The following is an 18917-nucleotide window of genomic DNA, read 5'->3' as shown; positions in this document are numbered from 1 at the left end:
TCACAAAGGGGACCGCCGCGCGGCAACCCCCTTTCAATATCTATTTTTAGATTTTTCTAAAGCGTTCATACCGCTGCTCCGCGATCTCATCCGGCGTCTTTTCCGCGCAGGACTGGAAGAACTCGCGCATATGGCGGTCGATGATGCGTCCGATCTCCTCGATGTTGTCATCGGTTGCCGGCTCATCCTCGCAGATAATGCGCTCGATCATGCCAAGCTCATACAGATCCTCTGCCGTCATCTTCATGACCTTCGCCGCCTCGCTGGCTCTCTTGGCATCTTTCCACAGAATCGAAGCAAAGCCCTCCGGAGAAAGGATCGAGTAGGTCGCATTCTCCATCATCCATACCTCGTTGGAAACCGCCAGTGCCAGTGCGCCGCCGCTGCCGCCCTGACCGGTGATAATCGCCAGAATCGGCACCTTCATATCCGACATCTCAAAGAGGTTGCGGGCAATCGCCTCGCCCTGACCTCTCTCCTCTGCCTCCATACCCGGAAATGCACCTGGCGTATCGACAAAGCAGATGATCGGACGGTTAAATTTCGCCGCCTGTTTCATCAGACGGAGCGCCTTTCTGTATCCTTCCGGAGACGGCATGCCGAAGTTGTGCTTCATGCTGTCTTTCGGGGATTTACCTCTCTCCTGTCCAATGACTGTGACCGGCATTCCATAGAAGGATGCCACACCGCCGATGACCGCCATATCATCGCCATAATACCGGTCGCCGTGGAACTCGGTAAAATCGTCAAACAGGATCCGGATATAATCGCTGGCGTTCAGACGTCCGGCGCTACGGGACTGGCGTACTGCCTCCCAGGCGTCTCTCTCTCGGCCTGCGATCTTATTTAAGGTCTTCTGGCGCATGATACCGGAGAACGGTGCTTTCCGGCTCTTTAACTTGCCTTCCTCCACAGAAGCTGCTTTTTCTGCCCTGGATGCAGATGCCGCTTCTGTGTGGTTCTCCGCCTCGTCGTTCCATTTCTCCCAGCCATGCTCCTGGCTGTGAAGCTTCAAAATCTGTCCCAGAACACGCTTCTGATCTTTTCTTTCCACGATCTGATCCACAAAACCGTGTGTCAGCTGGAACTCGGCTCTCTGGAAGCCCTCCGGGAGCTTCTGGCCGATCGTCTGCTCGATGACACGCGGACCCGCAAATCCAATCAGCGCTCCCGGCTCTGCCAGGATGATATCGCCCAGGGACGCAAAGCTTGCCGTTACGCCGCCGGTGGTCGGATCCGTCATAAAGCTTATGTAGAGAAGTCCCGCCTCGGAATGACGTTTTAAGGCTGCGGAAGTTTTCGCCATCTGCATCAGGGAGATCATGCCCTCCTGCATTCTCGCGCCGCCGGAGGCCGCGTAGATGATAACCGGAAGCCGTTCCTCGGTCGCACGCTCTACCGCACGGGCAATCTTCTCTCCCATGTTGTGACCCATGCTGCTCATCAGGAAACGGGAGTCGCAGACCGCAATCACAGTCTCATAACCGTGAATCTTTCCTTTACCAGTGACAACCGCCTCATTTAACTCGGTTTTCTCTCTGGCTGCCTCAACCTTGCCCTCATAGCCCGGAAATGCAAGCGGATTGACCACAGACATCTCCTTATCCCACTCTTCAAATGTGCCATCATCGATCAGCATCTCAATCCGGCGGTACGCATGCATCCGGAAATATCCGCCGCAGCGCGGGCACACATACAGGTTGTCCTTGACATCCTGCACCAGAATTGGTTTCTCACATTTATTACACTTACGCCATAAAGAACGCAGACTTTCCGGCGTCATCGCCGTCGGACGGCTCGGAATCTTCTCCGGTTTTTCCTGTGCTGCCTCTGCCGCCCTTTTATCTGCTTTCGCGCTCTCCGCACGGCTTACGCCGGCAGAACCGTGGTCGTTTGTATTGATCGAAGTATACGATTTCTTAAACAGATTTTTAAACATCTCTTATTCAACCTCACTTATTAGCCAATCATAAACGTCAGCTCTGCGGAAACAGCCAGCTTGCCATCGACGGTTGCCGTCGCACTTCCGATGCCGACCGGTCCTTTTCTCTTGATGATATGGCACTCCAGCTTTAACTTGTCGCCCGGAACTACCTTTTTCTTGAATTTTGCGTTGTTGATTGCCCCGAAATATGCCGTCCTGCCCTTATTTCCTTCTTCACTTAAAATCGCAACCGCGCCGACCTGCGCCAGCGCCTCCACGATCAGGACGCCCGGCATGACCGGCTCCTGCGGAAAATGACCTGCAAACCACGGCTCGTTGTATGTTACATTTTTATATCCAACCGCGCCCTCGCCCGGTGTCACTTCCTCGATACAGTCGATCAAAAGAAACGGATGACGGTGCGGGATGATCTCCTGGATCTCTTTAATTCCCATCATAATTTCAGTTACCTCTTTCGCTTTCCCAGACATCATTTTTGTATGCTGCAAGTCTCTTCCGCCAGCTCCAGTGCGCTGCTTCCAATCATTCAATCATCCACACAAAAACGTCCTCAAATTATATTTAGTCCTCAAATTTCTTGATTACCAGGCTGGCATTGACACCACCAAATCCCAGGGAGTTGGTCAGGGCATAGTGGATATCCATCGGAACACCCTCGCCCATCGTGTAATCCAGATCGCAGCCCTCGCCTGCCTCTTTTAAACCTGCGGTTGCGTGTACAAATCCATCCTCAATGGATTTCACGCAGGCGATAAACTCAACACCGCCCGCTGCACCTAAAAGATGTCCAATCATCGACTTAGTGGAGTTAATTTTTACCTTGTAAGCGTGGTCGCCCAGCGCTTTTTTCACTGCCATCGTCTCGAAGAGATCGTTATGGTGTGTACTGGTTCCATGTGCATTGATGTAATCAATCTTCTCCGGTGCGATACCTGCATCCTTGAGCGCCATCTCCATCGCATACGCTGCGCCGCTTCCATCCTCTGCCGGGGAAGTGATGTGGAATGCATCGTTGCTTCCGCCGTAGCCGACTACCTCTGCCAGAATCTTTGCGCCACGCTTCTGCGCGTGCTCTAAGGACTCCAGAACTACGATACCAGCGCCCTCGCCCATGACGAAACCATCGCGGTCCTTATCAAACGGACGGGATGCCGTCTCCGGGTCATCATTGGTAGAAAGAGCCGTCAGAGCCGCGAAACCTGCCATACCGAGCGGTGTGATCGCAGACTCGGTACCACCGGCTACCATCACGTCTGCCTCGCCGTACTGGATCGAGCGGAACGCCTCACCGATAGAGTTCGTACCGGTCGCACAGGCAGTTACCACGTTGATGGATTTGCCCTTTAAACCATAATGCATTGCCACATTGCCGACTGCCATGTTGCTGATCATCATCGGAACGAGCAGCGGGTTCACGCGGTTCGGTCCTTTTTCCAGCATTTTTTTGTGCTCACGTTCCATCGCCTGTAAGCTTCCGATACCGGAACCGATGCTGGTTCCCACGCGGAACGGATCCTCTTTTTCCATATCCAGGCCCGCCTGTGCGATCGCCTCACCGGCTGCCGCTACCGCATACTGGGAAAACGGCTCCATACGTCTCGCTGCCTTCGGATCCATGTATTTCTTCGGATCAAAATCCTTCACCTCGCCTGCCAGCTTTGCCTTATAATCGGTTGTATCAAAATATGTAATCGGCGCGATACCGACTTTTTTATCCTTTAATCCCTGCCAGAAGCTTGCTACGTCATTTCCAATCGGAGTGATCGCTCCCAGACCGGTTACTACTACACGTGTCTTATTTCCCATCTAAAAACCTGCCTTTCTATCGTCACAGTTCACACGTTGTGCAAACTGCGACACGATTTTGCCGATGCTTCGCATTCCAAATCGGCAAAATCTGCTGCCACTACGTTATCGTACGCCACTTTCGGTTCCAAAAGTGCCTATCTGTAAAGCACCCTTTCCCTACATCGCCATTCCGCCGTCCACGCACAGAACCTGTCCTGTGATGTAAGCTGCGCAGTCAGAAGCCAGAAATACGGCTGCCTGCGCTACATCCTCGGTCGTACCGAAGCGTTTTAACGGAATCTGCTCGCCCATCGCCTTCTTCACATCCTCCGGAAGAACGGCGGTCATCTCCGTATCAATAAATCCCGGTGCAATCGCGTTGACTGTGATGCCGCGGCTTCCGATCTCTCTTGCCACGGACTTGGTCAGTCCGATCACGCCCGCCTTGGACGCACAGTAATTGGCCTGTCCCGCATTTCCCATCACGCCGGAAACGGAGGAAATATTGATGATGCGTCCGCCCTTCTGCTTTAACATCTGGCGGGATACGTGCTTAATGCAGTTAAATGCGCCCTTTAAGTTCGTATCGATAACAGCATCAAACTCTTCCTCGCTCATCTTCATCAGAAGATTGTCACGGGTGATACCCGCATTGTTTACCAGAATATCAATTCTCTTATAGCGGCTGATAATGTCCTTTAAGAACGCCTCTGCCGCGCTGTAATCCGAAACATTGCACTGAACGGCTTCCGCCTGTCCGCCTGCCTCGGTAATTTCCTTTACGACATCCTCTGCTTTTGCCGCAGAGCCATTATAATTGACGATCACCACAGCGCCCTCTTTCGCCATCGAAATAGCGATCTGACGGCCAATGCCGCGGCTGGCACCTGTCACAACTGCTACTTTTCCATTTAACATCCAAGCGCCTCCTTTACTTTGTCGATATCTTCCAGTTTCTCTATATTGAACGCCTTCGCGTTTTTGTCGATTTTACGCATGAAACCAGTCAGGGTCTTACCCGGTCCGATCTCAATAAATGTGTCCACACCGTCTGCCAACATCTTCCGGATCGTCTGCTCCCAGCGGACGGAGGAAGAAACCTGCTTCATCAGAAGCGGCTTTACATCGGCTGCATCGGTCACATAATCTGCCGTCACATTCGCAATATACGGAATCTCCGGTGTATGAATCTCAACGGTATCGAGTACCTTTCCAAGCTTCTCGCCAGCTCCCACTAACATCTTGGAATGAAACGGTCCGCTTACCTTTAACGGAAGAACGCGTTTTGCGCCCGCTTCCTTCAATTTCTCTCCTGCCTCGGCAACCGCCTCTGTCTTACCAGAGATAACAATCTGTCCCGGGCAGTTATAGTTGGCAATCTGCACGCCCTCGATCGGCGCGATCACCTCTTCGATCTTCTCTGCATCCATCGCCAGTACGGCAGACATAGCGCCCTGACCAACCGGGACTTCGCCCTGCATCAGGATACCTCTCTGCCGCACGGTACGGATGGCATCTTCGTCAGACATAACGCCTGCAGCCGCCATTGCAGGATACTCTCCCAGGCTCAGGCCCGCAGCCACATCCGGGCGGATTCCAGTACGTTCCATAAATACACGCATCATCGCAAGGCTGGCGGTTACCATCGCCGGCTGCGTATACTCCGTGATATTCAGACGGTCCGTCTGCGCCGGATCAAAGCAAAGATCGGTCATTGAAAACCCAAGGATCTCGCTTGCTTTCTCAAACATCCCGCGTCCCGTTTCCGTTTCCTGATAAAAATCCTGTCCCATGCCAGTGGTCTGTGCGCCCTGACCCGGAAAAATAAATGCAATTTTGCTCATAGCGTTACACTCACTCTCTACTTTCTGCCCAAAAGCGCCTCCGCCTGGGCCATCATTTCTTCAATCATTTCCTTACAGGTCTGCTCTTTCTTCACCATACCTGCAATCTGTCCAGCCATCACGGTTCCGTTGTCCACGTCACCTTCCATGACTGCCTTCCGAAGCGTTCCAAGTGTTAAATACTCCAGTTCCTCGAACGGGCGTCCCTCTTTTTCCAGCTTCAGATACTCTCTCGTCATCTTATTTCTAAGACAGCGGATCGGATGTCCGTGACTCATACCGGTTACGGTCGAATCAATGTCTTTCGCCTTGATGACTCTGTCCTTGTAAGCCTGGCTTACGATAGATTCCTTCGATACGACGAAGCGGGTTCCCATCTGGACTGCCTCTGCGCCCAGCATAAATGCCGCCGCAATGCCGCGTCCATCTGCGATACCTCCGGCTGCAATCACCGGAATCGAAACCGCATCGACTACCTGCGGAACGAGTGTCATCGTCGTCGCCTCGCCGATGTGTCCACCGGACTCCATGCCTTCTGCAACGACTGCATCTGCGCCGCTTTTCTCCATCAGACGTGCCTGTGCAACCGAAGCAACAACCGGAATCACCTTAATGCCGGCTTCCTTCCACATGCCCATGTATTTGCCTGGAATACCGGCACCGGTCGTTACGACCTTGATGCCTTCTTCCACAACTACCTTTGCCACGTCATCCGCATACGGGCTCATCAGCATGACATTGACACCAAACGGCTTCTTTGTCAGCTCTCTCGCCTTGCGGATCTCCTCGCGGACAACCTCACCTGGTGCATTGGCGCCGCCAATTAAGCCCAGACCGCCAGCTTCAGAAACGGCTGCTGCCAGATGATGTTCTGCCACCCATGCCATGCCGCCCTGAATAATCGGGTATTCAATCCCCAACATTTCTGTGATCTTTGTTTTCATTATGCCTCTACACCTTTTTCTTTTAAGTAGTTCATAACATCGCCTACAGTTGCCAGGTTCTGCAGATCCTCAGCCGGGATCTCTACGGAGTACTCGTCCTCCAGAGCCATAACCAGCTCAAACAGATCCAGGGAATCAGCACCCAGATCATCCTTGAAAGAGGAAGCCTCGGTAATGGAATCTGCGTCTACGCTCAGCTGCTCTGCAATAATTTCTTTCATTTTCTCTAACATCGTTTCAATCTCCTTTTTAAATGAATTTTCTTTTTGTGACCGCAAAAATGCAATCACTGTTCTTATATTTTATCAAAAAATGGGATAATGTACATTAGTTTTACTATATATTTTTTTGCTTCTCCAGGCACCTACCGGTTACTGTTCACGCATACGTGCCCAGTAACACCTACCAGGTCATCAATGCCGCGCCCCAGGTAAGACCCGCGCCAAAACCTGCCATCACCAGCGTATCGCCGCGTTTTAAGCGTCCGTCCCGGTGCATTTCGTCCAGGAGAATCGGAATCGAAGCCGCCGACGTATTGCCGTAGCGCTCGATATTGACCGGAATCTTGTCCATCGGAACCTTCAGACGGCGCGACGCCGCTTCCAGAATCCGGATATTCGCCTGATGCAGCAGATAATGCTGTACCGCCTCGCGGTCCGTTCCGGTCTCCTCCAGAATCGCATTCACAATCTCCGGTACCTTCTTCACCGCAAACTTGAAGACTTCCTGACCGTCCATCTGCATAAAACCAAGCTCCGGCTTGCCGCCCGTCAGGCAGTTTTCAAGACTTCTCGCCTGGCAGTACAGAACGTCGTTCTTCGTTCCATCGCTGCCGACCAGCGTCTTCACCACACCCGTCTCGTCCGCCCGGACAACCGCTGCGCCCGCGCCATCGCCAAACAGGATGCAGGAACTGCGGTCCGTCCAGTCTAACACCTTGCTCAGTGTCTCCGCACCGATGATCAGCGCCGTCTTATAGATGCCCGCCTGAATAAATCCCTGCACAATATGTAAGGCGTAAATAAATCCGGAACATGCCGCCGTGATGTCAAACGCCACCGCATGTTTCGCCCCGATGGCTCCCTGTACATCCGCCGCCGCACTCGGGAACGCCCGATCCGGGGAAGAAGTCGCCACGATCACGATCTCAATCTCCTCCGGAGAAATGCCCGCGTCCGCGATCGCGCGCTTCGCCGCCTCTGTCGCCAACGCCGAGGTTCCCTCGCTCGTCGAGACATGTCTGGCTCCAATACCCGTCCGTTCCCGGATCCAGGCATCATTTGTATCAAGAAATTTCGTCAAATCCTGATTCGTCACAACCTGCTCCGGCGCATACGCGCCAATTCCAATGATTCTAGCTGTCATTTTCTCGTTTAACTCCGCTTCTTCTATAAAAGATAGTTTTAATTTCAAATGGTTTGATATTCAAATTAATTTAGAGTGTAGCGGAGAATGTGGGGTTTGTCAAGGATAACTTGTAAATGAACGGCAGGATTCTGGTGAGAAGACGCAACCCGGACAGAGAAGAGCCGCCCCCAATCTTCCGGAAAACGCTCTCGCTCTTGCACTCGCTGCAGCGGACACTAAGCTTGAAAAAACCTCGCTAAGTGCCGGCGCGAGTGATGTTTCCTACAGATTGAGGGCGGCTCTTCTCCTGAAATACGCATCACTTGAAATACATAAAAATTAGGATACCGCGGTTTTCTTTTTCGTTGTATAATTATAAGACATAGGTATCTTTATTGTATCTATACAGAAATTTGTATACTATATTATCTATATATTACGCTATTAAAAGGAGGAGTTGCTATGCAGAGTATTCTTGTATGTGACGATGATAAACAGATCGTAGAAGCGATTGACATATACTTAACCGGTGAGGGATTTGAGGTTATCAAGGCGTATGACGGCGCAGAGGCGCTGGAGCTTTTGAAAACGCACACCGTGAATTTGATGATTCTGGACGTTATGATGCCGGGGTTAGATGGAATCCGGACGACGCTGAAGGTGCGTGAGACCAGCAGCATCCCGATCATTATTCTTTCCGCGAAGTCTGAGGATGCGGACAAGATTCTGGGCTTAAATATCGGGGCAGATGATTATATCACAAAGCCGTTTAACCCGCTGGAACTGGTCGCCCGCGTGAAATCTCAGCTCCGCCGCTACACGCAGCTGGGAAATATGAACAATCAGATGGGCAACCACGTATTCAAATGCGGCGGCCTGCAGATCAACGATGAAAATAAGGAAGTAACCGTGGACGGCGAACTCATCAAGCTGACACCGATCGAGTACAACATCCTGCTTCTGCTCGTTAAAAACGCCGGAAAAGTCTTCTCCATCGACCAGATCTACGAGGCGATCTGGAATGAGGAGGCGATCGGCGCGGACAATACAGTTGCGGTTCATATCCGCCATATCCGCGAAAAGATCGAAATTAACCCGAGGGAGCCGCGCTATCTGAAGGTTGTCTGGGGTGTTGGATATAAAATTGAGAAGCAGTAAAAATGTGAATCATCCATCTAACAAAAGTTAGGAGTTGCAAAATTTATGACAAAACTCTCACATATTCCGATGCAGATCCAGAAATGGATCGCCAGCCTCGCGCATCTGTTTTTCCTGATTCTGGGGCTGACTGGTATCTGCCTCATGTATATTCACGGAAATTTCGGTCTGGGACTGACCGGCATTGGCTCGGTTCCTTATGAGGACACCGCGGAATTTAACACACAATTTAATAGCGATCTGAACGATATCTTCCTATATATGGACTATCAGGACGTCTTCGGCGCCGACAGCTCGATTGACCTCTCGCGCCGGATGCTCAAAATGACCTTTGGACCAAGCGAGACCGAAAATTTCTCCCTGTCCTCCCTGATTTCCTATCTGGAATCCATGGGGTACCAGCTCGACGACGACTTTAACTGCCAGAAGCTTTCCGAACCGGAAGACGGCGTCAAGAGCCGCGAAGGCTACGTCGAATGGTCGGTTCAGGAGCCGCAGCGGATCTACAGCTACCGTTCTGCCAGCCGGAAGCGCAGCACATTGGAGGACGCGGCGGTCGAGATCATGGACACACTGCATCGTTATTACACAGTGTATAACCGTTTCGTCGCCAATCCGTCCAACCTGCATTTTAAAATCCAGTACACGGAGCCGGATTCGGATCAGAACGAAACAACCCAGTTTACAAACACCGATTCCCTGACGCCGGAAAATGTCAAGGAATACGGGCGCTACGCGTATCTGCCGGGCAATTCCGTTTTCTACGATACCAACATGAAAGCGATCCCGCTCAGCAGCATTTCCGCACTGGCATCCAATAACCCGTACACCGGCAGCGACTATTATCTGCTGGTCGGAATCGATACAAACTATCCAGTCACTGACCTTTACGCACGGACGCATACCGCATACCTGCACCGGCAGCACCTGTATCTGACCGGATTTGCACTGACGATCTTCGCAACGATCGGACTGCTTTTGAGCTTCCTGTTTCTGTTCCGGGTGTCCGGCTACCAGAGTTACCGCAACTTTGACGTGACGCTGCACGGCTTCGACAAGAGCGGCACCGAAACCGGCATCGTCTTTTTTGCCGCCATGACCGCGATCGCCCTGGTTGTGAGCGACCTGATTCTCGTCCGCATCCTGCATCTGGTCATTCCATCGCAGTATTGGTACTTCTCCGATCACAGCCTGCAGGCGCTGGTCCTGTATCTGGGCGGACTGCTGCTCTTTTTCAGCCTCCTGCGCCGCTACCGCGCCGGTACCCTGTGGACCTCCAGCCTGATCTGCCGGTTCCAGAAAAAAATGGCGATCCTCAAAACACGCCAGAACTTCCGCAGCCGTCTCGGCATCGGATTTGTTCTCTATCTTGCAATCAACACAGCGTTTATCAGCCTTGCCTGGTATTTCTGGGACCGCGTGTATGCAAGTTTATACGTTGTTTACCTGCTGACAGGTCTGACTGTGCTGGTATTTCTGCTGTTTAACCTGTGGATCTTTTACATACTGTTCCGGCAGGCAATCGAACAGGAATCCATCCGCGACGCCGTCCAGCAGCTATCCACCGGAGAAACCAGCTACCAGCTCAACCTCGATGAATTTGACGGACCGGAGCTCACGCTGGCAGAGGGACTCAACAACATCAGTTCCGGTCTTGAAACCGCCCTTCAGGAAAAAATGAAGAGCGAACGTCTCAAAACCAACCTGATCACCAACGTCTCACACGACATCAAAACGCCGCTGACCTCGATTATAAATTATATAAACCTAATGAAACGGGAACATATTGAAGATGCGCGGATCAACGCCTATCTCGATGTGCTCGATCAGAAATCACAGCGTCTCAAAACACTGATTGAAGACCTCGTCGAGGCATCCAAGGCAAGCTCCGGCAATGTGAAGCTTGAATTTACCGACATTGACCTCGTCCAGATGGCATTTCAGACCAACGGCGAATTTGAAGAAAAACTGGATGCCAGACATCTGCAGCTCATCATCAATGCCCCGCGGGAACCGCTGATGATCCGCGCCGATGGACGCCGCCTGTGGCGCGTGCTTGAAAACCTGTACAACAATGTCTGCAAATATGCGATGGAGGGCAGCCGCGTCTACGTAGACCTCGCCCGCGTTCCCGGAAATCCAGAAACTGGTACTGCTAGCCAGGCAGTCTTCACCATCAAAAATATATCTGCCAATCCGCTCAATATCCGTGCTGACGAGCTGACCGAGCGCTTCGTGCGCGGCGACGTCGCCCGCACCACCGAGGGAAGCGGACTGGGACTATCGATCGCCAAAGATCTGACGGAACTGCAGAAAGGGCAGTTTAGTTTGTATATCGATGGGGATCTGTTTAAGGCGCAGGTGACGTTTGATTTGCTGGAGAAAACGACGGAGAAGGCAGTTGAAGACGCAGAAATAATAGAAGAAACCGATGCTTCCGAAGCGGCTGAAAAGCCGAAAAAGGGCGATGAACTGAAAAAAACAAATATACCGGAAGAAGCTACTATTCAAAAAGAGGTAAACGGCGAATCTTCCGAAAATGCTATCAATGAATAAAAATTTATGAATTGAGGACTTTATCCTATGAAACGCACTCATATCATGATCGCAGTCTTCTTCGCCTGCATCCTCTCCCCCAACCTGCTGTTTCCTATCCTGAAAACCACAGCCGATGAGGGCACCGGCGAAAACCGCAGTCTGGCGGCATTTCCAACTCTGTCGCTGGAAACCATCGATACTTTTCCATCCGGTGTTGAGGACTGGATCAACGACCACGCGGCGTTCCGCAACCGCTTCTTAAGCCTGAACGCCCGCTTAAACCTCTCCTTATTCCAGTTCGGAGACTCGCAGGACGTCATCACCGGAAAAGATGGCTGGTACTTTTACACGCTCGGAAGCTCTGTCGAGGACTTCCTCGGCACCAACCGTTTTTCCGCCGGGGAACTCCAGATGCTGGCAGACAAACTCCAGACCGTCCACGACGCCTGGAAAGAAAAAGGCACCGAATTTATCTTCCTGTGTGCTCCCAATAAAGAAGGCGTATACAGCGAATTCCTCCCGGATGGCTTCACCGCACCGGACGGACCTACCCGCCGCAGTGAACTGCTCGATTATCTGGAAATACACACAAATGTCCCAGTTGTCAATCCATACCCGGAGCTCAAAAACCGCCGGGACTATCAGTGGTATTTCAAAACCGACACCCATTGGAACGATGCTGCCGGATTTCTCGTCTCCGGGCAGATCATCGATGCCGCTGGCGGCACCTCCACGCCGATCGAGGACGTCACTGTCACCTATGAGCCACGCGATCCGGGCGATCTGGCGAACCTGTTCCACATGCCAGAATCCATGTGCGACGATACCAAAGCAGATGTATCCGGGTATCGAAACAACGTAACCATCCACTACGACAGTGCCTCTGACGATGGCAACATCGCCCACATCTCAGCAGACCAGGCGCCCGACCCGCGCCGCATCACGATATACCGTGACTCCTTCGGAACCGCCCTGCTGACCGGACTGCCAAAATACTTCGCGCATACCGACTTCTACCACTGGCAGGCATTCGAGCCGGAATTTTTGAACGAAAATAAGCCGGATGTGCTGGTGTATGAGGTGGTGGAACGGGATTTGGGGAGGATGATGGAGGATTTGGAGAAATTGATGCCCACGCAAAAATAATATGTGCATTTTTTTATTTAAACAGTGCAAAAAACTTTCGAATTTAAAAGAAATGTGATACAATCAATCTATGGATGCCACCATAACACGGTAGGCGGCTTGGTCCTCTTTCAGAGGGCTGCGTACCCTCTGATTACATAGATACCTGCAAGGGAATCTACCTGAGAGGAGGGATGCCATATGGAAATCATTGGAATTGTACTAGCGATTTTGAGTTTCGGCGCAACTTGCTTCAAAGCCGGATATTCACTTGGCAAAGATGTAGAAAAAAGCGCAAAAAAATAGCCGCCCATCCTGACACGATTGCGGCTATTTTCTTGTCTTAATCACTAGGGAACCAAACCGTCTATCGGTGGCATCCTTTATATATAATATAACATTATAATCCGTAAGATTCAAGCGAAATTGCAATTTTTTAGCAATTTAAAAATTTGCAATCTTCATTTCACCATTTTATCTGAATCAGCAGATAGCTTCCCATCCATTTCATGATTCCGAAACCATCCGCCGATCCGGATAAAAATCAAAAATTCTCCTACAGCTCTTTCTTCACCAGCTCCAACGCCGAAGCAATCACCGCATCCATATCATAATACTTGTACTCGCCCAGACGGCCGCCAAAGATCACCTTCTCTTCCTTCTTGGCCAGCTCTTTGTACTTCTCATACAGCGCACCATTCTTCGCATCATTGACCGGATAGTACGGCTCATCGCCTAACTTCCACTCCGAACTGTACTCACGGCTGATAACCGTCTTTGGCAGGTCATTGCCATCGGCATCCTTGCCAAACTCAAACCATTTATGCTCAATGATACGGGTCCACGGAGTCTCCGCATCTGTGTAGTTGACTGCCGCATTGCCCTGGAAATTCGGGATATCCAGCACTTCGGTATCAAAGCGCACAGAACGATACTCCAGAACGCCCAACGAATACTCAAAATACGCATCGATCGCGCCGGTGTAAACTACTTTCTTTGCCATCGCATCCCAATCAGCCTTATTCTCAAAATAATCCTCTTCCAGGCGAACCTCGATGCCGTCCAGCATATTGGCAACCATCTTCGTATAGCCGCCAACCGGGATTCCCTGATACAGGGCGTTAAAATAGTTGTTGTCAAAGGTCAGACGAACCGGAAGACGCTTGATGATGAAGGATGGAAGATCCTTGCACTCTCTTCCCCACTGCTTCTGTGTATAGCCCTTGATCAGCTTCTCATAGATATCCGTGCCAACCAGGCTGATCGCCTGCTCCTCCAGGTTCTTCGGCTCCGTGATGCCTGCTGCCTTGCGCTGTTCCTCGATCTTCGCCGCTGCCTCCTGCGGAGTCACGACACCCCACATCTTGTTGAAGGTGTACATATTAAACGGCAGGGAATACAGCTCGCCATGGTAATTCGCCACCGGAGAGTTCGTAAAACGGTTAAACTCCGCGAACTGGTTTACATAATTCCAGACTTCCTTATTATTCGTGTGGAAAATATGCGCGCCATACTTGTGGACCTGAATGCCCTCCATCGGCTCTGTATACACATTTCCTGCAATATTCGGACGACGGTCAATCACCAGAACCTTCTTGCCCGCTTTCTTCGCCTCATGGGCAAATACGGCACCGTAGAGACCGGCGCCTACTATTAAATAATCGTACATGTTGGTTTTCTCCTTGTCACGTGTTGTTATACTTGTGATTTATTTATAACATACAACGACAATTTAAACAAGAATATCCCGTCAGCTTCAAGCATTCCCCAAAACAAACTCTCAATTTGGACACAATACCTTATTAATACTCCATTAGGATACATGAGTCCTATGGAGTACAGACGTAGACTTGGATTGGCTGTTTAACCTGTCCAAGAAAATGTCCGCACCCTCCCCTCTCAGGGCGAGTCCAAAATCTTCAAGAACACTTTTACTATGTATTATCCTTCAACCCATAACACTGGTACAACATATCTGTCATTTTCTTCTTATCTGTTCCTCTTATACCCAAAGACTTTAAATCCACTGTTTCATCAGCTATTTCAGATAAGAACTTTTTCATATCCTCTGCTATTTCCGGACTGAGAACTTGCCTTGTATTGGCTGTGATTAACTGTGCTAATCGGAACACATCGTTTTTATGTTTCTTTATATTTTTGCTGTCAACCTGCTCTCCATTCAGCTTGCGTTCCTTTAAATCCAGCCACGCTTTCGCCTTAAATGGTATCTGACAAGTCGGACTTAATACCGGAATGCCATCAACCATCAATTGTCCGGTTTTTAGCAATTCATAATACGCTTCATTTAAAAGGATTGCCGACAAGCTGGAGATTTCATCGTCTATCGGAAGCGGTGTGAGAACTGCATCATCTTCCAATATAACAAAATCCGGATTTCTGGAAAATATTTCTATCATATATGGATATTCTTTGCTTTTCGGAGATGTGAAACGATAAAACTGTGTATTTCCGGTACTTTTATTCAAATGCTCATATCCTGCTTCCTTGACATACTCCCAGAACTGCCTGCCGAACTCCGCTGTTATGGATTCGACAATCAATACAATATCTACATCTTTTGTAGCACGAAACGGTAATTCTTCATTTTCCATAATCAAATCACAAGCTGTCCCGCCGATGATAACATATTGATTTTCAAAACCCTGAAATCTTTCCTTAAATTTTGTAAATCCGCTGACCATTACTCCTTCAACCTTCTTTCCTGCAATTCATCTACTGCTTCTTCAATTCTCTCATCGTTTGTATCTCCAAAAGATAAAACAATGGAAATATCGTCAGCACTGTTATCCTCTGAAAATTGTTTCGGGTTGTATGCCCATAATTCAAGTCTTACCTGCTTATCCGGGTCTATCAATTCATCGGTCAGCAAAGTTTTATCATAATCCCTCTCACTGATTGCATAGGTAGCAACTCGGCTTGGATTTAGCATTGTTTTTTCAGAAAGTGCCGTCCCCCCTGCAAAGACCATATTTTCTGTAACTTGCGTCTTATCTATATATCCTGCTTTGCGGACAGGTGTTGTCAAATACACTTTTGCTTTTTCAAATAATTCATCTCTGTTATATTTTGACTCAATAAACTTGTTGACACCGTCTTTTGCTACAAGAAACAAATCCGTCGCTTCCAACTGCTTTACCGCTCTGGTCAAGGTCATTGCTGTAAATGGAAGCACTTTTCCGGCTTCTGAAATATACAATCGTTTTTTCTTACTATACAGATAAAACAAAAACAACTGCTGTGTTGAGCAAACAAACTTACCTGTCAGCTTTTGGGGTTCTTTCTCATCAGAAAGCATTGTCCCGATGAAAGGAAGAAAGACCTGCTTATCAGTAATAAACGGTATATTATTTTCTATAAGGCTTTTTCTTCGATAATTAGATACCGACGCAAATTTAAATACGACTGGTACATTATCAATCTGCTGTATTTTTGTAATCTGTTTTTTCAATGCCGGAAGTGTGGCAAGTTCTTCTGTCGGAGTAAGCATTATACAGCGTCTGTTTCCAATATATGCTGTGTGAAAATTATAACTCCCTGCAATATAAACAGGCAAAGAATCCTGATGATTCCATGCTTCATATTTTATAGAAATCCCGAATACGCTTGTAAGCATATTTCCCATTCCCCCTCAACTCAATTTCTTTCATTTTAACTTAGCTGATGTTAAAAGTAAAGTTTTTGAGTTATTTTAAGTTTATTGCTAATGTAAACTTCCAGAAATTTTACAACTAATTATATGTTTCATTTTTTTCATACGTCCCCTCCTCTACATCCGCCTGCCACACTCCCATACAAGAGTATCATCCAAAACATCGGCTGCCGGTAATTCACAAGGAAAAAACTCTCCGCCAGAAGTCCAATCACAGCGCAGGTCATAGCCGCATCTATGCGTCGCAGCTTGCGTCCAAGCCAGACCAACAAACAACTAGTCGGAATTAAACCATAGCAAAACATCACACTGAACAGGCAGCAATGAATCTCATTCACCTGACTTGCCAATGTAAATCGGTCAAAACTGCCCTCTCCAGCTCCATACAAAAGATACTGAGGGTACAGTACCAGCTTCTCCATTCCACGATCCAGAAAAAGTCCCAACAGGCCACCATGAGCAACCTTCCATATCTTCTCTTGAATCCGTGTCAGCATATTATAGTCCACCGTCTTCACATCAAAATCCGCTGCAGGCCATATCCACCATAAAAACAAACCAAATATAAGCACTCCCATACAGATTCCCAAAATCCATACCTTCACTGATACACCCTTTTTGCATCCAATTTGATACAGCCCATACAAAACAGCCAAAATAGTAAATACAAAAAATCCCAATAAGATTCCCGTAGACTTCGATGCTGCGATCACCGGCAAGACCAGTACATAGAACACAGGAAAGCTCCGATCCCCAAACCGGCACCGGTACAGATACAAAAGCAATATCATCATAAACAGAAAAAATGCCAGTTGGTTCGGATCATTAAAGGTTCCCTGATAGCGAATCGCTCCCCAGTACTCACGAAATATGCGTCCATGACCCGACAGATATATCAGCAGCTGCACTCCGATATTCACTTTTACCACACGATTAATCCCGGTCAAAAAAGCTTTTCCGCCATATTCCGCCAGATAACAGAAACTCCAGATAGCACAGGCATTGAAGATCCAAAAGCAGGTATACTTAAAAAATTCACCACGTCCCAGGCGAATTCCATAATATGCATTAATCATCAAAACAGAGGCCAGAAACACATAAAACAGGCTTTCGGTCTTCAGCTGCAAGAGCCGCTCCGGTCTTCTTCTCATACAGTCACATAACAGCATAAAAAAAGAGGCGAACAGACACACATCCGCCGCCTCCATCCCCCCTGAAGGGAATAAATAAAATTGTTTCAAAAATATAAAAAGCAAAAAAAATAAGACCGCCGCTGCCGTCTCATTTCCATCCGGTATACTTCTATTCCATTTCTGCAAAACGTCCATAGATCTCCCTCATCTTCTTTTCCACCACATTTAGGCCAAACTCCCTACTTCGCATGATACAGGCTTCTCCCATCTCTTTCCAGCTGCTCCTCCTAGAAAGCATATCCCGAAGAGCTTCCGCCCAGACATCCGCATCCTGAAGATGATTCAGCATGATTCCGCCCGGGCATAGCTTCATTCTCTGATTTTCTGACTCGGTCCATCTATCTCCCATCAGATCCGTATTGCCCCGGATCTCCGAACAAATCACCGGAAGGCCACTTGCCATGGCCTCCAGCATCGCCCTAGGCAATCCCTCCTGAAAGGATGGAAAAAGGAAGATATCCGAAGCTCCAAAGATCTCCAGCATATCTTCCCGGTATCCTAAAAACGATATATGATCGGCAATTCCAAGCCTGTCCGCCAACTCATGAAGATGCTCATTCAATTCCCCATGTCCGCACAAGAGCAGATGAAGCTTTTCATAAACACCATGATCCGTCTCATCCCTCATCCTGGCCAGCATCCGAAACAAAACTTCCTGATTCTTCCTGGGTATCATCTCTCCGGATGTCAGAAGCACCACCTGATCCGACCGCACCCCCAGGCTTTCTCTCTTCATCTGCCTTTCCTTATCCCCAAGTGCTTGAAACTGAAAACTATCTATCCCCACTCCCGGAACATAATCCACATACCTCGCATGGAATTTCCGCTTCGCAAGTTCATAATCTTCCCGGTTAATACAGATCTGCTGATCCGTATATCTCGATAAAAACTTTTCCATCGGATAATAAAACAGCCAGTTCTTCCACGACGCCCCTTTAAAAAAATGGAATCCATGGGCCGTATAAATCACCGGGCCTGTCCCCGTCACATGTGCCGCCAGACGCGCCATCACCCCTCCCATCGGCGTGTGGCAGTGCACCAGCGAAAAATCTTCCCTGCGCATCAGCTCAACCATCTGACGATACACCTGAAAATTCCGCTTGTCAAACGGACTCCGCACAAAATCAATCTGATGGCAGATAATCCCCGTTCCATCCAGACGGTGATTATCCGTCCCATAGGACGGCGTATTAAAATTCGAAGCATAATGAACTTCATATCCCATGCTCTGTAAGATACGCACATTGTTCATCTCAAACTGAGGAACAAAGCCGCTGACGTGAGTAACCAGAAGGGCCTTGCGAAGCGGTTTCAATTGTTCCGTCTCATTCAACTGTCTCTTCCGATTCATCTGCTTCTCCATTC

Annotated in this window: 16 protein-coding genes; 3 read left to right on the top strand and 13 right to left on the bottom strand. The window is 49.2% G+C overall.

Annotated features, from left to right (window positions below):
* Positions 1-46: 46 nt before the first annotated feature.
* The 8 genes from accD to DXC57_RS05845 form a co-directional block, all read right to left on the bottom strand.
* Positions 47-1939: an acetyl-CoA carboxylase, carboxyltransferase subunit beta gene (gene accD / locus DXC57_RS05880; RefSeq protein WP_118651585.1), complete on the bottom strand. Its 1893-nt coding sequence runs from the start codon at positions 1937-1939 to the stop codon at positions 47-49.
* A gap of 20 nt (positions 1940-1959) precedes the next feature.
* Complete coding sequence (gene fabZ, locus DXC57_RS05875; RefSeq protein WP_022359380.1) at positions 1960-2382, bottom strand: 3-hydroxyacyl-ACP dehydratase FabZ; 423 nt, start codon at positions 2380-2382, stop codon at positions 1960-1962.
* A 124-nt stretch (positions 2383-2506) separates the two neighbouring features.
* The gene (gene fabF / locus DXC57_RS05870) at positions 2507-3751 is read right to left on the bottom strand and encodes a beta-ketoacyl-ACP synthase II (RefSeq protein ID WP_107000851.1); all 1245 of its coding nucleotides are present in this window, start codon (positions 3749-3751) and stop codon (positions 2507-2509) included.
* Positions 3752-3910: 159 nt separating this feature from the next.
* Complete coding sequence (fabG, locus tag DXC57_RS05865; RefSeq protein WP_118651583.1) at positions 3911-4651, bottom strand: 3-oxoacyl-[acyl-carrier-protein] reductase; 741 nt, start codon at positions 4649-4651, stop codon at positions 3911-3913.
* On the bottom strand, positions 4645-5577 hold the full coding sequence (gene fabD, locus DXC57_RS05860; protein WP_118628405.1) for an ACP S-malonyltransferase: 933 nt from the start codon (positions 5575-5577) through the stop codon (positions 4645-4647). Before fabD ends, fabG begins: the two co-directional genes overlap by 7 nt.
* A gap of 17 nt (positions 5578-5594) precedes the next feature.
* Positions 5595-6521, bottom strand: coding sequence for an enoyl-[acyl-carrier-protein] reductase FabK (gene fabK / locus DXC57_RS05855; RefSeq protein ID WP_022360534.1), 927 nt, complete (start codon positions 6519-6521; stop codon positions 5595-5597).
* On the bottom strand, positions 6521-6754 hold the full coding sequence (gene acpP / locus DXC57_RS05850; protein WP_022360533.1) for an acyl carrier protein: 234 nt from the start codon (positions 6752-6754) through the stop codon (positions 6521-6523). The genes fabK and acpP overlap by 1 nt, the downstream gene beginning before the upstream one ends.
* 169 nt (positions 6755-6923) lie before the next feature.
* Positions 6924-7886, bottom strand: coding sequence for a beta-ketoacyl-ACP synthase III (locus DXC57_RS05845; RefSeq protein ID WP_107000854.1), 963 nt, complete (start codon positions 7884-7886; stop codon positions 6924-6926).
* Between the two features lie 444 nt (positions 7887-8330).
* Between DXC57_RS05845 and DXC57_RS05840 the strand changes: the two genes are divergently transcribed.
* From DXC57_RS05840 to DXC57_RS05830, 3 genes are read left to right on the top strand one after another with little or no spacing between them, the layout of a single operon-like run.
* Positions 8331-9026, top strand: coding sequence for a response regulator transcription factor (locus DXC57_RS05840; protein WP_022360531.1), 696 nt, complete (start codon positions 8331-8333; stop codon positions 9024-9026).
* 45 nt (positions 9027-9071) lie between these two features.
* Positions 9072-11582 carry a HAMP domain-containing sensor histidine kinase gene (locus DXC57_RS05835; RefSeq protein ID WP_118651581.1) on the top strand — a complete coding sequence of 837 codons (2511 nt, stop codon included), beginning with the start codon at positions 9072-9074 and terminating at the stop codon, positions 11580-11582.
* 27 nt (positions 11583-11609) lie between these two features.
* Positions 11610-12710 carry an alginate O-acetyltransferase gene (locus DXC57_RS05830; RefSeq protein WP_118651579.1) on the top strand — a complete coding sequence of 367 codons (1101 nt, stop codon included), beginning with the start codon at positions 11610-11612 and terminating at the stop codon, positions 12708-12710.
* Between the two features lie 535 nt (positions 12711-13245).
* Here DXC57_RS05830 and glf read toward each other — a convergent pair.
* The 5 genes from glf to DXC57_RS05805 form a co-directional block, all read right to left on the bottom strand.
* Positions 13246-14358: a UDP-galactopyranose mutase gene (gene glf / locus DXC57_RS05825; RefSeq protein ID WP_107000857.1), complete on the bottom strand. Its 1113-nt coding sequence runs from the start codon at positions 14356-14358 to the stop codon at positions 13246-13248.
* Positions 14359-14623: 265 nt separating this feature from the next.
* Positions 14624-15391 (bottom strand): hypothetical protein, encoded by a 768-nt coding sequence (locus tag DXC57_RS05820; protein WP_118651577.1) that lies wholly within the window; start codon positions 15389-15391, stop codon positions 14624-14626.
* Positions 15391-16323: a MarR family transcriptional regulator gene (locus DXC57_RS05815; RefSeq protein ID WP_118651575.1), complete on the bottom strand. Its 933-nt coding sequence runs from the start codon at positions 16321-16323 to the stop codon at positions 15391-15393. The genes DXC57_RS05820 and DXC57_RS05815 overlap by 1 nt, the downstream gene beginning before the upstream one ends.
* A gap of 137 nt (positions 16324-16460) precedes the next feature.
* The gene (locus DXC57_RS05810; RefSeq protein ID WP_182457226.1) at positions 16461-17510 is read right to left on the bottom strand and encodes a hypothetical protein; all 1050 of its coding nucleotides are present in this window, start codon (positions 17508-17510) and stop codon (positions 16461-16463) included.
* A 151-nt stretch (positions 17511-17661) separates the two neighbouring features.
* Complete coding sequence (locus DXC57_RS05805; protein ID WP_118651571.1) at positions 17662-18915, bottom strand: glycosyltransferase family 4 protein; 1254 nt, start codon at positions 18913-18915, stop codon at positions 17662-17664.
* Positions 18916-18917 lie beyond the last annotated feature (2 nt).

The sequence above is a fragment of the Clostridium sp. TF06-15AC genome (assembly GCF_003481165.1).
GTDB classification, from domain to species: domain Bacteria; phylum Bacillota; class Clostridia; order Lachnospirales; family Lachnospiraceae; genus Otoolea; species Otoolea fessa.
This window is presented reverse-complemented; position numbering and strand designations above follow the sequence as displayed.